We start from the raw sequence: 14,049 nt of genomic DNA on the forward strand, positions 1-14,049 counted from the left end.
GGGCGCAAGGCCTCTGTCGACCACATCCCCACGCCCTGTAAGACGGCCTGGTGGGAAAGTGTTGCCGAAAGTAATGACGTACCTCAACCTAATTACAATCAACGAGGCGTTCCATGAAACTTGCACTCTCTCTACTTTCGCTTGCGCTATCGACTGGCTTTGCCATGTCGGCCGCCAATGCCGAAGAACTGACCGGCACATTGAAGAAGATCAAGGACAACGGGGCAATCGTCTTAGCCTACCGTGATACCGCAATCCCATTTTCGTATGTCGGGATTGGGCAGAAACCCATGGGGTACTCATGGGATATCGCGTTGGCCATTGCCGAAGAGGTGAAGAAAGAGTTGGGCATGCCAGACTTGCAGATACGCTCCAACCTGGTCACGGCACAGACACGCATCCCTTTGTTACAGAACGGTACTGTCGATCTTGAGTGTGGTGCCACCACCAACAACTCGGAGCGGCGTATGCAGGTAGACTTTTCGACGGACATTTTCGCAGTCGGCATCCGTCTCCTCACGCGCAAGAGCTCCGGCGTGATCGACTATCCGGACCTTGCTGGCAAGAACGTGGTAACGGCCGCCGGGTCGACATCTGAGCGCCTGATCAAAGCGCTCAATGCTGACAAAGACATGCGCATGAATGTGATCTCGGCGAAAGATATTGGCGAGGCTTTCATCATGGTCGAGTCGAACCGAGCGTCGGCGTTGATGATCGACGATGTGCTTCAGGCAGGCCTGAGAACGCGGGCAAAGCAACCGGACGACTGGATCATCACGGGGACGCCGATCTCCTTTGAGAATTACGGCTGCATGCTGCGCAAGGATGACCCGCGATTCAAACGTGTGGTCGATAGGACCATCAAGGAGCTCTATTCGACCAAAGCCATCGAGCCGCTGTATGCAAAGTGGTTCACCAGCCCAATCCCACCCAAGTCCATGAACTTGAACTTCCCCATGAATGATGCGCTGAAGGTGTTGTACAGCACGAATCAGTAACTGTTGTGCATGGGCTGGGCGAGCAGTGCCAGTATGAAAGTCTTGAAGCCGCCCGCGGGGGCATTCTCCACGTCAGACTGGCGCTGATCACACCTGTCGTATCAATCTGTTAACCCGGCCTTTTCCAGCACCTTGTCCAACCAGGATTGATCCAACGCCCCAGTTGCAATTTCAGCTTTTACCCGCTCTTCATGGGCTTCATGAGCGCGGGCCTGGGACAGCACCTGCTCGGCTACCGCCTGTGGGAATGCCACGACGCCATCTTCGTCACCGACGATGATGTCGCCAGGGTTCACCACCATGCCTCCAACTGACACCGGTACGTTAATTTCGCCTGGGCCGGTTTTGTAGGGGCCGCAATGCACTACGCTGCGCGCATAGCAGGGGCTGGAGCGGAAGGAATCCACATCGCGAATCGCGCCATCTACGATGAACCCCACGCAGCCGCGTTGTTCGGCGTACAGCTTGATGAGTTCGCCGATCACCGCATTGTTGGTGTCGCCTTGGGCGTCGATCACCAGCACGTGGCCCGGTTCAAGCAAGGTCAGGGCCTTGTAGATGTACAGATTATCTCCGGGACGAGTCTTGATGGTCAGTGCGGTACCCACCAGCTTGCCCGTCATGTTGTAGCGGGTAAGGCCCCGAGCGCCGATGTGGCGACCAAGGTTGTCGCTGATGTGCGGGGTGACTACCGAAGCGAACGCTTCAATGAGCCAGGCGGGGGCCAGAGCGGGTGAAGCGAGGATTCGGGACCCGGGTAATGACATGCTCAATCTCCTGGATGACGGGTAACCATCGTGATGTGCGGCGATGGTAGGAGAGAAAAGCCTTTGCTTTTAGCGATATTTTTTTATAAAAAATCATCGCCTCAGGTGATGATAAGTCGGTTGAAATCACACGCATGCTGGGCGAGGCGTGTCACTTCCACCGCCAACCCCTGATATCGGTCGGCCCTATGAACACAGACATAGTTGATGGTTGGCAGTGGCTGCTGCGTGTGAATCACCTTCAAGCGCCCTTGGCCGATCAGTGTGTCCATGCAGGCGAGCGGCAGGTAGCTGATGCCCACACCTGAGATGGTCAGGCCAACTTGTGCAACGAGGTAGTTGCTGGTCAGGGTCTTGCCCAAGCGGATGTCATGCTCGGCCAGCCAGCGTTCGTAGGTCCGGCCAGTCCCGGAACTGCCGCCCTGAGTCAATACGGTGAAGGTCGACAGAGTGTGCAGGTCGATGGCGCCTTCGCCTGGATACAAGGCTGGTGCACACATCCATGCGTTTTCAACGGCCTGCAAGGGCGTGCTGATGAAGCGCGGATCATGGAAGATGTCGGGCACCACGATGAGGTCGAGCTCATCGTCTTCCAGCCGACGCAACAGGTCGGTGCTGAGTTCAATGGAGGGCTCCAGATCGACCCGTGGGTAGGTCTGATGAATGCGCTCCACCAGGGAGGGCAGCCAGGTAAGCGCGGTGAGTTCCGTCACCCCAAGGCGAAACCGCCGGATCAAGGTTTCCTTCGAACTGATGCGTTCAAGCATGTCGTCACGCTGGCGGAGCATATCTACCGCGCAGCCATGCAATTCGATGCCTTTCTGTGTAAGCCGAGCACTGCGCTTAGAGCGATCGAAGATCGATACACCGAAGGCGTCCTCGAGCTCCTGTACCCGCTTGGAAATCGCCGACTGCGACATATTCAGTTTAGCGGCCGCGGCCTCGAAACTGCCCAGCTCGACAATCCAGTAAATGGCTTCGATCTGCTTAAGCGTGATCACGTGGGTTCCTCGGCGAGACTGCTGTAGGACGAGTGGGGTGCTAATTGTCCACCAAAAGCGATGATTAGAGTTGAGTTTTTGTCGCTTTTTTTCTTCTATTGCCGTGCCTAGATTACCCGCCGAATTACAACAACAAGGGTGTGCAGAATATGTCGACCGCTGAAGTGGCCCATGCCAAAGGGCGCAGCAGTTACCGCTGGATCGTTGCCGGAATGATCTTTTCCATCTACACCATCGCAGCGGCGGACAGGGCCAATCTGGGTGTCGCCCTACCATTCATCCGGCAGGAGTTCGAGATGAGCAACGCCCAGGCTGGCGGGCTCATGAGCCTGTTCCTGCTGGCCTACGCACTCGCGCAGATTCCGGCCGGGCTGGCGTTCAGCAAATTTGGCGTCAGCCGTATCCTGCCCGGGGCAATGATCATGACCTCTGCGCTGACCGGTCTGGTCGGCACGGCAGGCTCGCTGTTGGCATTGAAGCTTTATCGCCTGGGCCTGGGCGTGGCGGAGGGCCCATTACCGATCAGCATGACGACCACCATCAACAACTGGTTCCCGCCTCGGGAAAAAGGCATTGCGTCAGGGATCTTTTTGTCGGCGGTAAAGTTCGGCCCTGTCATCGTACCGCCCCTGTGCGCCGTGATTATCTCGGTGTGGGGCTGGCGCGAGGTGTTCTACTTTTTTGCGGTACCCGGGATCCTGCTATCGATCGCCTGGTATTTCATGGTCGCTGATCACCCCTCCAGGAGCCGCTTCGTCAACCAGGCTGAACTGGACTACATCAGCGATCCGACCGCGGTCGGCGGCACCCAGGCACGCGCTAGCAGCAATGCCGGGCGAGCCACAGCGGTTAGCTTCCGTCGGCTGGATGCCTTCATTCGTCGCCGCGAAGTTTCGCAGCTTGAAACTCGACGCCAGGTTTTCGGCTCCTGGCAGATCTGGGGCAGCGCCCTGAGTTACTGCTTCCAGTTGGGTGTATCCAGCGTGCTGCTGGCCTGGATCCCGACCTACCTGATGACCGTCAAGGGCTTCTCTGTGATGAACATGGGGCTGGTATCGGCGGCCCCGTGGGTCGGCGCCGTGCTGGGCAACCTATTGGGCGGTTACTGTTCGGACCGCTGGCTGGCCGGGCGTCGCAAGCCCGGGATGCTGCTGTCGGCGCTGGGCACCTCGGTGATGATGTACCTTTTGATCAACTCGCCGGCTGACCCGTTGGCGTATGGGCTGCTGCTGATGACCACGGGCGTGGTGCTGAGCCTGGGCTTTTCGTCCTATATGGTCTACCCGATGGCGCTGGCCAGTAAACAGACGTTTCCGATTGCCAATGCCATCGTCAACATGGTTGGCCAACTGGGCGCCGCAGCCACCCCATTCCTGACCGGTCTGTTGCTTGATAGCTACGGCTGGAGCTACGTCTTCTCCTACCTGGCGATCGGTTCGTTCGTCAGTTTCGTGTTGCTGTTGACCATTATCGAGCCGGCGCCCCGCGCTACCGCATCCTGAATCGACCCGGTACCGACTCCCGCCATTTGATTACCGTTCCAAGGAGCTGCAGATGAATACCGAAGACAAAGAACTGGTCGCGTTGTTCGAGGGCCTCGACACCCCCGGCGTATCCGATGCCATGGACAAACTGGGCTTGCCGGGGCACTGCTTTGGCGTGATGCCGTTGGTCGACTACAAGCAAGTGGTGGTCGGCCCAGCATTCACCGTCCGCTATGTGTCTGCCAGTGTGCCGCCCGGGACCGTGGGTGATTTCATCGAGGAGGTGGGCGAGGGCGATGTGGTGGTGATCGACAATGACGGCCGCACCGATTGCACCGTCTGGGGCGACATCATGACCCAGTACGCCGGCTCGCGGAAAATCGCCGCGACTGTGATCGACGGCGTATGTCGGGATGTCAACAAGGCATTGGGTGATGGCTACCCGCTGTTCACCAAAGGCCGATTCATGCGCACCGGCAAGGACCGGGTCGAGGTGGGCGCGGTCAACGAGCCGGTGTCCATCGGACAGGCGCGGGTGTGCCCTCGGGATATCGTCGTGGCTGACGCCAATGGCGTGGTGGTGGTGCCACGCGGACGTGCCCGTGATGTTGCCCAGCTTGCCCGCCAGATCGAAGCAGTTGAAGCCGATATCCGCGCCGCCATCAGCCAGGGTAAAACTTTAAAGCAGGCCCGCGAAGACCTCGGTTACCACACCCTACAGCGCAAAGGGTAAGGCCACGAGAGCCTGCCGCAGGCAGGCCCGCTCACTCAGGCAGGCGCGCTTCACTACAGGCGAGCCTGCCGTTTTTCCCGCGACTAATTGCGTCAACACTGCGTCGCCCTGCATAGCTGAAATGCCGGGATTGAATAGCAGCCATTTGTTCATCCCAGTAGAATTCTGTAGTCGCGCGATGCGCTTTGCGCGCAACAGTGCCCCTCGAAACACGTTGGCGACGGTACTCACCCGCGTCGATCTTCTCCGTACATGAAGGCCGTTTGTGAACGCTCCTCTACGCCTCCCCGGACCTGTCGGCATCTTTTGCCTGGGAGTACTCCAGATCATGGTCTGGGGTGGGTCCTTCTTCATTTTGGCGGTGATGGGTGAGCCCATCTTGCGCGAGACCGGCTGGGATGGCCACTGGGTCTATGGAGCGCTGTCGCTCAGCTTGATGGTGTCCGCACTGCTTGCGCCGCTGGCCAGCCGCCTGGTGGTTCGCTACGGTGGTCGCCTGCAGATGGCCGCGAGCGGAGTCGTGGTGGGGGCGGGGCTGTTGATCGTAGCAAACGCTCACAGCCTGCAAGTGTTCCTGCTCGCCTGGGTCGTCATTGGCGTCGGCATGGCCATTGGTCTTTACGAAGCCCTGTTTGCCACTCTCGGCGCCTTGTACGCCGAGCGGGCGGGCAGGGCTATCACTGGCATCACCTTGATCTCTGGTTTCGCCACCACCATCACCTGGCCGTTGGTGGCGTTCGCAATAGAGCAGTTCGGCTGGCGAGTTACCTGTACCGCTTATGCGGTGATGCTGATTGTCGTGGTCGCGCCTCTGTACCTCTGGGTACTGCCTGCGGGCCCGCACGGGGCCACAAGCAAGCCTGTGGCGGCGGCGACTGATGTCAGCGTGGAACGACGTCAGTACCTGCTGCTCATCTGGATCTTCGCGATTGGCGCAATCATCATGACTGCGGTTTCAGTGCAACTGGTGGCAGTGCTGCAGGGGTTGGGCCACAGTCTGGCTACGGCGATCGCCCTGAGTGCGCTATTGGGGCCCAGCCAAGTGGCTTCGCGCGTGCTGCAGATAGTCGCCCGCAAACGTCACCCGATCTGGACCGCATTGGTGTCTTCAGTGCTAGTGGCCGTGGGCGTGGCACTGGTTGCGCTGGCGCCTGGCGCAACGGCACTGGGGCTGTTGCTTTACGGCTGCGGCAATGGCCTGCGGGCCATCGTCCGGGGTTTGCTGCCCCTTGCGCTGATGCCGCCGGCGCAGTACGTCGCGCTGATGGGCAAGATGTCGCGGCCTTCGCTCATCGGTCAGGCGCTGACGCCGCTGGTCGGTGGCTACCTGCTTCAGCACTTTGGTGCCATGGGTGTGCTGACAACGCTCGCTGCTTTGGCCGCCGTCAATGTCGTGCTGGTGCTACTGGTCATGCGGTCACTGCCGGGCCGGCCCGCGTGAGCGCCAACCATCAAGGAGTCAATTGCAATGTCACAATTGGACCGTGAAGAACTACTAATCGATGGCCCGGTGGGCAAGCTCCACTTGCTGCTCGACCATCCATCAACTTCACCGAAAGGGGTGGTTATCGTCAGCCATCCGCAGCCGTTGTTGGGCGGCAGCCCTCGGCACATCGTGCCAGTGACCCTTGCCAGACAGTTGTGTGCCAGCGGCTGGCTGGTGGTGCGGCCGAGTTTTCGCGGCGTGGGGTTAAGCGAGGGCAGTCATGATGGCGGCATCGGCGAGACTACGGACAGCCAGGTGGTGCTCAAGCACATGGCGGGAATCATGCCAGGGCTGCCCATCGCCTTGATCGGCTTCTCCTTTGGCGCCTATGTGTTCGCCCGGCTGGTCAGCGTAGCGGCAGGAGAGTTTGACGCCTTGGCCCTGCTGGGGCTGCCGGTCGGCGATGTACCAGGGGGCCGCCATTACCCGGCGCCGGACCTGCCCGACGATTGCCTGCTGGTGCACGGCGGGTATGACCAGATGGCGCCCCTGGTCAGCCTAATGGACTGGGCCGCTGGCGAACACCGCCGCGTATCGGTATACGCCGGCGCCGACCACTTTTTCAAAGGCTGCCTGAGCCGGGTCGGAGAAGAAGTCTGCCGCTACCTGCAGGACAAAGGGCCCGAACGCCCAGCCTAGACGGCCATGCCTGTCAGGCATAGCTGTTAGACCTGTGGCCCCTCTTCCCCCAAAACGACGCTATGCAAAGCTGTACCCGAGTTGGCAAAACAATAACAACAAGGGTAAGCGATCATGAATGCAGACATGAGCACGGCACGTCCGTTGACGCGCAAAGAGCGCACAACCGCAATTGTGGGTGTGTGTTCCGGCAACTTGGTGGAGTGGTACGACTTCTTCATCTACGCCTACACGTCGATCTATTTCGCATCACTGTTCTTCCCCGCTGGCGACCAGACCAGCCAACTGCTGGCCACGGCCGGTATCTTTGCTGTCGGCTTCTTTATGCGCCCGCTGGGTGGCTGGATTTTCGGCTACATCGCCGATACCCGTGGGCGCAAGATCTCGATGATCATCTCGGTGTTCATGATGTGCGGTGGCTCGCTGATGATCGCGGTCATGCCCACTTATGCCACGGTAGGTGTCGCAGCGCCGGTTCTGCTGGTGATCGCACGGCTGATGCAGGGGTTGTCGGTGGGCGCCGAGTACGGCACCGGCGCCACCTACATCAGCGAGGTATCCCGTGCCGGGCGGCGATCGTTCTACGGCTCGTTCCAGTACATGACGATCATTGCCGGGCAACTGCTGGCGCTGCTGACCGTTGCGGTGCTGCAACTGGTGCTGTCGGAGCAGGACCTCAAGGCTTGGGGCTGGCGGGTGCCGTTCCTGATTGGCGCGCTGGCTTCGATCGTGGTGGTGATCCTGCGCCGTACCATGCGCGAGACAGCCACTGAAGAAGGAATGAAGAGCAAGGAATCTGGCTCGCTCCGAGGCCTGATGCAACACCGTCGCGCGGTACTGCTCACGTTCACCATCACCATTGGCTGCTCGCTGTACTTCTATACCTTTACCGCTTACATGCAGAAGTTCCTGGTAGTGAGTGTCGGCATCCCGGCCCCCACGGTGAGCATCATCATGGCTTGTGCATTGGTGATCTTCATGCTGGCCCAGCCGGTGTTCGGCATGCTCGCTGATAAAATCGGCGTGCGCCGCAACATGATCTTGTTCGGCCTGCTATCGACCTTCCTGGTAATCCCGTTGCTGTCTGCGATCAAGACAGTGCAAGACCCGCTCGCAGCCTTTGGGCTGGTGCTCGCCGGGTTGCTGATCGCAGCCTTCTATACACCGGTCACCGGTGTGCTTAAGGCCGACTTCTATCCGCCGACTGTGCGCGCGCTGGGTGTGGGCCTACCTTACGCAGTAGGGGCCGCGATGTTCGGCGGTTCGGCCGAGTATGTGGCGCTGTCCTTCCGCTCTGTGGGAATGGAACAGTACTTCTACCTGTACGTGGCCGCGATCGGCGCCATCACCCTGGTGTCGGCCCTGCTGATGCCAGATCTTGGCAAACACGGTTATCTCGATGGGGACGGCAAGGTCGAAGAGAACATCGGCGTACGCAAGTTCATGGGGCGCAAATCCCTGCCTACTCACCCCAGCCATTGAGGCAAGGCAAGCATGACTACTGAAAGGAAGAAGATCGTGCGCTTCGACGTCTGGTATCACCCGGTGATGGCTCAGATCCTCGAAACTTCGCCCGATGTCGTGCTGCAGACTGTCGCACGTGACCAGCCGCCTGCCGTCATCTTGCAGGCGCTGCGTAACTGCCAGGTGTACCAGGTACCCTCGGCGCGGGACGAGCTCCCGCGGCAGTGGTGTGTCACCGAGGCGCTGCTCCGCCAGTTGCCTGACCTGCTCTGTGTCTCGACCAATGGTGCAGGCTTTGACACAGTGGATGTCGAAGCTTGTACCCACGCGGGTGTCCTGGTCGTCAACCAATCGGGCGCCAACGCCCAGTCGGTGGCCGAGGCCACGGTGGGGTTGATGCTCGATTGCGCGCGGCGGATCAGCGAATCGGACCGGCGCCTGCGCCGGGATCGCGGGTTTTCTCGCGAAGATCTGATGGGTAGCGAGTTGTGCGGCAAAAGCTTGGGTCTCATCGGTATCGGTGAGATTGGTACACGTGTCGCACGCATAGCCCAGGCCCTGGGCATGCAGGTCCTGGCCCATGATCCCCTGCTGAGCGCGGAACAGATCGGCCAGCGGGGCGCTACCAGTTGCACGTTGCAGAGCCTGTTACAGCACAGTGATGTAGTCTCGCTGCATTGCCCACGTCTGGCTTCGACCTTGAACCTCATGAACGCGTCGGCTTTCGCAGCGATGCACAAAGGGGCTGTATTCATCAATACTGCACGTGGCGGCTTGCATGACGAGGTCGCACTTTATGACGCGTTGGCCTGCGGCCATCTTGGCGCTGCGGGAATCGACGTTTGGGACCAAGAGCCGCCTGCGTTGGATCATCCTCTGCTTGGCCTTGAAAATGTGGTCGGCCTGTATCACACCGCAGGCGTCACGCGTGAGGCCCGCAAGCGCATGGGCGCGTGGGCGGCAGAGCAGATTCTGCAGTTGCTGCGCGGGGAGCCGGGGCCACGCATGGTCAATCCGCAGGCGTTTGAAGCGTTCCGGCAACGGCTGCAGGCCAAGAACCATCGCGATACCTGATGCCGCTTGAAGCTGGCTCTGGTGGGCGCTGATCCGCCAGAGCATGTCCTCCCCACCTTGGTGTCCCTCTTATGGCCTTATCACGGGCTGTCGCTAGCTTCCACAGGTATCCGGCGAGCCCGGAGCTGGCACTTCATTTGTGGGGGCTAGCGACAGCCCGCGATAAGGCCGCCAGAGAGGTCTTAGGACATTGTGATTCAGGTAGGCAGCGCCGCCGGCAAGGTCATGGCGGGCGCACATTCAAGGCAGTTTGTCAGGCGGGGCATTGCTCGGGCTTCAGCAAAGCATTGCACATCCGCAAGATGTGCTGCTCGATCCAACTTTCATCGAAGGCCGTATTGCCAACCCGCAGACTGTTGCTGCTCTCGATGATAGCCAAGATGGCAACGGCAGTTCGGGTAGGGTCGCTCACGCGGTACAGGCCCATAGCGCCCCCCCCCTCGATAATCTGGCGGAGTGGCTCGGCCAGTTGCCCCATTGCCCGCTCCAGCCAGAGCCGGTGGCGGTCGTCCAGGTGCCTGACTTCGTGACGAAGGACCATCTCCTCTTGGGGAAGGGCCACTTGCCGTGCCAGCGCAAAACGCACATAAGCATGCAGATCTTGAGGTTGGGCGCCGTTTTCCCAGGCCTGCTTGCGGCGTTCGATGATGTCGAGCACTACATTGAGCAGCAGATCCTGTTTGCAATCGACGTGATGGTAAAGGCTGCCGGGAAGAATGCCGACGCGCAGGGCCAGCTTTCTCATGGTCATGGCGGTATAGCCAATCTCGACCATCAGTTCGGTTGCAGCCTGGGTCAGGGAGGAGGGACAGTCACGGGCGGCTTCAAGCATAGGCCGGCAACCTCGAAAGTGCGCGCAGTACCCGGCAGAGCAGGCGTTTGCAGTGGCGCCGGGGCCGGGATGTACCAGTGAGCAGACACATGGGGGCACCTCTCTGGATAAGTGCCCCCGGTACCGCTCACCGCTGCGCGTCAGAACAGAGGTGGTGTGCGGTGCCGGGAGCGATAGCGGAGGCTTCAGCCGACTCGGAGCAGCATGGCCCGGGCGCGAAGGATCACGGGGGCGTCGACCATCTGGCCATCGAGGGTGAATACGCCGGCGCCAGTTTCAGCTTGGTCAACCACCCGCTGCGCCCAGTCCAGCTCGGCAGCCGAGGGCTTGAGCGCGGCGTGAATCACGTTGACCTGGCCAGGATGGATGCACAGAGCGCCGGCAAAGCCCATGTCCCGGGCAAAACGCACTTGGCGCTGCAGCCCGTCGGTGTCCTGAATGGCAGGGAACACGCCGTCCAGCGGCGCGGCAAGCCCGGCGACACGGCTGTGCAGCAGCACCGCATAGCGGGCATGGTCCAGTACCTGTTCGGCAGCGGCACTGCCAGTGTTCAGACCGAGGTCCAGGCCCAGGTCCAGGCTGCCGAACGACAGACGGTCGACGCCTGGCGCCGCCGCCAGGAGGGGCAGCGCGGCAAGGCCCTTGGCACTTTCAATGATTGGCCATACCGCTTTGCCAGTGGCATGGGCACGTTCGATCTGGCCGGCGGTTTCCGCTTTCGGCAGCAGGATGCCAATGACGCCGGTGTGGCGCTGACACAGCGCCAGGTCGGCCTCATGGGCCCAGTGGCCCGGCGCGTTGACGCGCACAAGCACTCGGGCCTGGGGTTGATCGCTGAGAAACTGCTCGAGGTTGTCGCGCGCCTGTTCCTTCAGCGCCTCTTCAACGGCATCCTCAAGGTCAACGATGACTCGATCTGCGCCACTGACCAATGCCTTGGGTATGCGCTCTGGGCGGGTAGCCGGCACGAACAGCGCGCTGCGTACGATCTCGGCGTTCATGGGCGTCCCCCCTGGGCGAATTCGATTTCGCCAACCTGCGCCTGACCGGCCTGATTGCCCGCCCAGACCTGCGCCTTACCGTCACCGGTCAACCGCCCGCCGACTTGGAACGCATCCGGGCAGATCAGCGGGCGCACACCGCGATAGCTGAAGCGGCGGACGTTCAGTTGCGGGTTCGCGCGCACGAAGGCGCGCAGGTTCAGGGTAGCGATCAGGGGGCCGTGGACCACCAGGCCCGGGTACCCCTCGGTTTCGGTGACGTATGGCCAGTCGTAATGGATACGATGTCCGTTGAAGGTCACCGCCGAATAGCGGAACAGTAGCGTCGGATCTGGCTGCACGCTTTCGCTCCAATCGCCGTGGGGCATCGGCTCGGTGCCGCCAAGCTTGGGCGGTGAGGGCTCGCGGTAGACGATGTCCTGCTCTTCAACCAGTGCTCGCTGCCCGTCCTGCACATATTCATGCTGCACGGTGACGAACATCAGGGAGCCGGTGCGCCCGTGCTTCTCCTCGACATTGAGGATGGTCGAGCGGCGCGATACCTGGGCATCGACCCGCAGCGGGCGGATAAACTCCAAGCGCCCCCCGGCCCACATGCGGTTGCGATTGTCCGCCGGCGGCAGAAAGCCGCCCCGCGCGGGATGGCCGTCGGCCCCCAGGCCGGCCGCTTCTACAGGCTCCTGGAAAAACGCCCAGTGCCAGAGCGCTGGCAAGGCATCACCAGGCGCGGGGGCTGGCTCGCTAAAGGTGGCGGCAATGCGTCTGACCAGGTTATGGCTGATGCAGTCATGGACGGTCTCGCTGCGGCCGATCCACGTTTGGGGTGCAGGTGTGCTCATTTTTTATTGTCCTTACAGCGTCGAAGTCAGTTCCGGTACGATCTCGAACAGGTCGCCGACCAAACCGTAATCAGCTACCTGGAAGATAGGTGCTTCTTCATCCTTGTTGATCGCGACAATGACCTTGGAGTCCTTCATGCCGGCCAGGTGCTGAATAGCGCCGGAGATACCTACGGCGATGTACAACTGCGGCGCGACGATCTTGCCAGTCTGACCGACCTGCATGTCGTTGGGCACGAAGCCTGCGTCTACCGCTGCGCGCGAAGCGCCAACCGCAGCGCCGAGCTTGTCGGCCAGGCTATACAGGTGGCTGAAGTTTTCACCGTTGCCCATGCCACGACCGCCCGACACCACGATCTTGGCGGCGGTCAGCTCGGGGCGGTCGGACGTGGCCAGTTCTTCGCCGACAAATGCCGACAAACCTGCATCTGTAGCGCCACCCAGGGCCTCGATTGGCGCACGGCCGCCTTCTGCCGGTACCGCTTCAAAGCCGGTGGAGCGCACGGTAATGACTTTTACCGCAGCGCTGGATTGGACGGTGGCAATGGCGTTACCGGCGTAGATCGGACGCTTGAAGGTGTCAGCGGATTCGACCGAAATGATCTCGGAGATCTGGTCGACATCCAGCAGCGCAGCTACCCGCGGCAGGAGGTTCTTACCGTTGCTGGTGGCCGGGGCCAGCACATGGCTGAAGTCGCGACCCAGGTTGGCCACCAAGGGGGCCACGTTTTCCGGAAGCTGATGGGCGTAGGCGGCATCGTCAGCCAGCAGCACTTTGGTCACCCCAGCGCATTGCGCGGCGGCAAACGCCACACCGGCTGCGTCCAGTCCGGCTACGAGCACCACGATGTCAGCGCCGATCTGGCGAGCGGCGGCCAGGGTGTGCAGGGTAGGGCCGGCGAGGGTGCGATTGTCGTGTTCAGCAACTACCAGAATGCTCATCAGATCACCTTCGCTTCGTTCTTCAGCTTTTCGACCAGTTCGGCCACCGATTTGACCTTGATGCCAGCGCTGCGGGCTGCTGGGGCTTCAACTTTCAAGGTTTTGTTGGTGGAGGCGAGGGAAACGCCCAACGCGTCTGGAGTCACAGTTTCCAGCGGCTTCTTCTTGGCCTTCATGATATTCGGCAGCGACGCGTAGCGTGGCTCGTTCAGGCGCAGGTCGGTGGTGACGATGGCTGGCAGGTTCAGCGCTACGGTCTGCAGGCCGCCATCGATTTCACGGGTGACGTTCAGCTTGTCGCCAGCCACGATGACCTTGGAAGCGAAGGTGCCCTGGGCGTAGCCGGTCAGCGCGGCCAGCATCTGGCCGGTCTGGTTGTTGTCACTGTCGATGGCCTGTTTGCCGAGGATGACCAACTGCGGCTGCTCTTTGTCGACAACGGCTTTAAGTGCCTTGGCGACGGCCAGGGAGCTCAGTTCGTCAGCGGCTTCGACCAGGATGGCGCGGTCGGCACCCAGGGCCAGGGCGGTACGCAGTTGCTCCTGGGCGGTGGTCAGGCCGACGGAAACGACCACGATCTCGCTCGCCACACCTTTCTCCTTCAGGCGTACGGCTTCTTCCACGGCAATTTCGCAGAAGGGGTTCATGGACATCTTGACATTAGCAAGGTCGACGCCGGAGTTGTCCGCCTTGACGCGAACCTTGACGTTGTAGTCGACCACTCGTTTGATTGCGACGAGCACTTTCATAGGCAGGGATACTCTGTGTTTAAGCGATGGCAACGGGCGT

General features: G+C 60.9%; 14 protein-coding genes. 7 read left to right on the forward strand and 7 right to left on the reverse strand.

Translation table 11 applies throughout. From position 1 onward, the window contains the following. The first annotated feature begins 113 nt into the window (after positions 1-113). Positions 114-998, forward strand: coding sequence for a transporter substrate-binding domain-containing protein (locus ACIPZ8_RS23385; protein ID WP_400728179.1), 885 nt, complete (start codon positions 114-116; stop codon positions 996-998). A gap of 101 nt (positions 999-1,099) precedes the next feature. Here ACIPZ8_RS23385 and ACIPZ8_RS23390 read toward each other — a convergent pair whose 3' ends face one another. Then, entirely contained in the window at positions 1,100-1,765 is a 666-nt protein-coding gene (locus tag ACIPZ8_RS23390) for an RraA family protein (RefSeq protein WP_279839042.1), read from the reverse strand. 101 nt (positions 1,766-1,866) lie between these two features. After that, the gene (locus tag ACIPZ8_RS23395) at positions 1,867-2,766 is read right to left on the reverse strand and encodes a LysR family transcriptional regulator (protein ID WP_400728182.1); all 900 of its coding nucleotides are present in this window, start codon (positions 2,764-2,766) and stop codon (positions 1,867-1,869) included. Between the two features lie 149 nt (positions 2,767-2,915). Between ACIPZ8_RS23395 and ACIPZ8_RS23400 the strand changes: the two genes are divergently transcribed. The 6 genes from ACIPZ8_RS23400 (at position 2,916) to ACIPZ8_RS23425 (ending at position 9,646) form a co-directional block, all read left to right on the forward strand. Continuing rightward, positions 2,916-4,268, forward strand: a complete 1,353-nt coding sequence (locus ACIPZ8_RS23400; RefSeq protein WP_400728185.1) for an MFS transporter — start codon at positions 2,916-2,918, stop codon at positions 4,266-4,268. Positions 4,269-4,320: 52 nt separating this feature from the next. After that, positions 4,321-4,983, forward strand: a complete 663-nt coding sequence (locus ACIPZ8_RS23405) for an RraA family protein (RefSeq protein WP_400728188.1) — start codon at positions 4,321-4,323, stop codon at positions 4,981-4,983. A gap of 328 nt (positions 4,984-5,311) precedes the next feature. Beyond that, positions 5,312-6,424 (forward strand): MFS transporter, encoded by a 1,113-nt coding sequence (locus ACIPZ8_RS23410; RefSeq protein WP_400728190.1) that lies wholly within the window; start codon positions 5,312-5,314, stop codon positions 6,422-6,424. Between the two features lie 27 nt (positions 6,425-6,451). Beyond that, a complete protein-coding gene (locus ACIPZ8_RS23415) occupies positions 6,452-7,108 on the forward strand; it encodes an alpha/beta hydrolase (protein ID WP_400728192.1) in 657 nt (218 codons plus the stop codon). Between the two features lie 126 nt (positions 7,109-7,234). Then, complete coding sequence (locus ACIPZ8_RS23420; RefSeq protein WP_279839052.1) at positions 7,235-8,590, forward strand: MFS family transporter; 1,356 nt, start codon at positions 7,235-7,237, stop codon at positions 8,588-8,590. 12 nt (positions 8,591-8,602) lie between these two features. Beyond that, the gene (locus ACIPZ8_RS23425; RefSeq protein WP_400728196.1) at positions 8,603-9,646 is read left to right on the forward strand and encodes a hydroxyacid dehydrogenase; all 1,044 of its coding nucleotides are present in this window, start codon (positions 8,603-8,605) and stop codon (positions 9,644-9,646) included. 253 nt (positions 9,647-9,899) lie between these two features. Here the strand turns inward: ACIPZ8_RS23425 and ACIPZ8_RS23430 are convergent, their stop codons facing one another. The 5 genes from ACIPZ8_RS23430 to ACIPZ8_RS23450 form a co-directional block, all read right to left on the reverse strand. Continuing rightward, positions 9,900-10,478: a TetR/AcrR family transcriptional regulator gene (locus ACIPZ8_RS23430; protein ID WP_400728199.1), complete on the reverse strand. Its 579-nt coding sequence runs from the start codon at positions 10,476-10,478 to the stop codon at positions 9,900-9,902. A gap of 185 nt (positions 10,479-10,663) precedes the next feature. Next, a complete protein-coding gene (locus ACIPZ8_RS23435) occupies positions 10,664-11,479 on the reverse strand; it encodes an HpcH/HpaI aldolase/citrate lyase family protein (protein WP_400728202.1) in 816 nt (271 codons plus the stop codon). Further along, positions 11,476-12,318 (reverse strand): MaoC family dehydratase N-terminal domain-containing protein, encoded by an 843-nt coding sequence (locus ACIPZ8_RS23440; RefSeq protein ID WP_400728204.1) that lies wholly within the window; start codon positions 12,316-12,318, stop codon positions 11,476-11,478. Before ACIPZ8_RS23440 ends, ACIPZ8_RS23435 begins: the two co-directional genes overlap by 4 nt. 12 nt (positions 12,319-12,330) lie before the next feature. Beyond that, on the reverse strand, positions 12,331-13,260 hold the full coding sequence (locus ACIPZ8_RS23445) for an electron transfer flavoprotein subunit alpha/FixB family protein (RefSeq protein WP_400728206.1): 930 nt from the start codon (positions 13,258-13,260) through the stop codon (positions 12,331-12,333). Next, positions 13,260-14,009 carry an electron transfer flavoprotein subunit beta/FixA family protein gene (locus tag ACIPZ8_RS23450; protein ID WP_400728209.1) on the reverse strand — a complete coding sequence of 250 codons (750 nt, stop codon included), beginning with the start codon at positions 14,007-14,009 and terminating at the stop codon, positions 13,260-13,262. The genes ACIPZ8_RS23445 and ACIPZ8_RS23450 overlap by 1 nt, the downstream gene beginning before the upstream one ends. Positions 14,010-14,049 lie beyond the last annotated feature (40 nt).

Origin of the sequence: Pseudomonas sp. NPDC089422 (assembly GCF_044749405.1) — a bacterium.
Taxonomy (GTDB): Bacteria; Pseudomonadota; Gammaproteobacteria; order Pseudomonadales; family Pseudomonadaceae; genus Aquipseudomonas.

What these genes read in the sequence shown, in the direction of transcription:
- ACIPZ8_RS23385 (WP_400728179.1), top strand. Translation starts at nt 114, where the DNA reads ATGAAACTTGCACTCTCTCTACTTTCGCTTGCGCTATCGACTGGCTTT.
- ACIPZ8_RS23390 (WP_279839042.1), bottom strand. Translation starts at nt 1,765, where the DNA reads ATGTCATTACCCGGGTCCCGAATCCTCGCTTCACCCGCTCTGGCCCCC.
- ACIPZ8_RS23400 (WP_400728185.1), top strand. Translation starts at nt 2,916, where the DNA reads ATGTCGACCGCTGAAGTGGCCCATGCCAAAGGGCGCAGCAGTTACCGC.
- ACIPZ8_RS23405 (WP_400728188.1), top strand. Translation starts at nt 4,321, where the DNA reads ATGAATACCGAAGACAAAGAACTGGTCGCGTTGTTCGAGGGCCTCGAC.
- ACIPZ8_RS23410 (WP_400728190.1), top strand. Translation starts at nt 5,312, where the DNA reads ATGGTCTGGGGTGGGTCCTTCTTCATTTTGGCGGTGATGGGTGAGCCC.
- ACIPZ8_RS23415 (WP_400728192.1), top strand. Translation starts at nt 6,452, where the DNA reads ATGTCACAATTGGACCGTGAAGAACTACTAATCGATGGCCCGGTGGGC.
- ACIPZ8_RS23420 (WP_279839052.1), top strand. Translation starts at nt 7,235, where the DNA reads ATGAGCACGGCACGTCCGTTGACGCGCAAAGAGCGCACAACCGCAATT.
- ACIPZ8_RS23425 (WP_400728196.1), top strand. Translation starts at nt 8,603, where the DNA reads ATGACTACTGAAAGGAAGAAGATCGTGCGCTTCGACGTCTGGTATCAC.
- ACIPZ8_RS23430 (WP_400728199.1), bottom strand. Translation starts at nt 10,478, where the DNA reads ATGCTTGAAGCCGCCCGTGACTGTCCCTCCTCCCTGACCCAGGCTGCA.
- ACIPZ8_RS23435 (WP_400728202.1), bottom strand. Translation starts at nt 11,479, where the DNA reads ATGAACGCCGAGATCGTACGCAGCGCGCTGTTCGTGCCGGCTACCCGC.
- ACIPZ8_RS23440 (WP_400728204.1), bottom strand. Translation starts at nt 12,318, where the DNA reads ATGAGCACACCTGCACCCCAAACGTGGATCGGCCGCAGCGAGACCGTC.
- ACIPZ8_RS23445 (WP_400728206.1), bottom strand. Translation starts at nt 13,260, where the DNA reads ATGAGCATTCTGGTAGTTGCTGAACACGACAATCGCACCCTCGCCGGC.
- ACIPZ8_RS23450 (WP_400728209.1), bottom strand. Translation starts at nt 14,009, where the DNA reads ATGAAAGTGCTCGTCGCAATCAAACGAGTGGTCGACTACAACGTCAAG.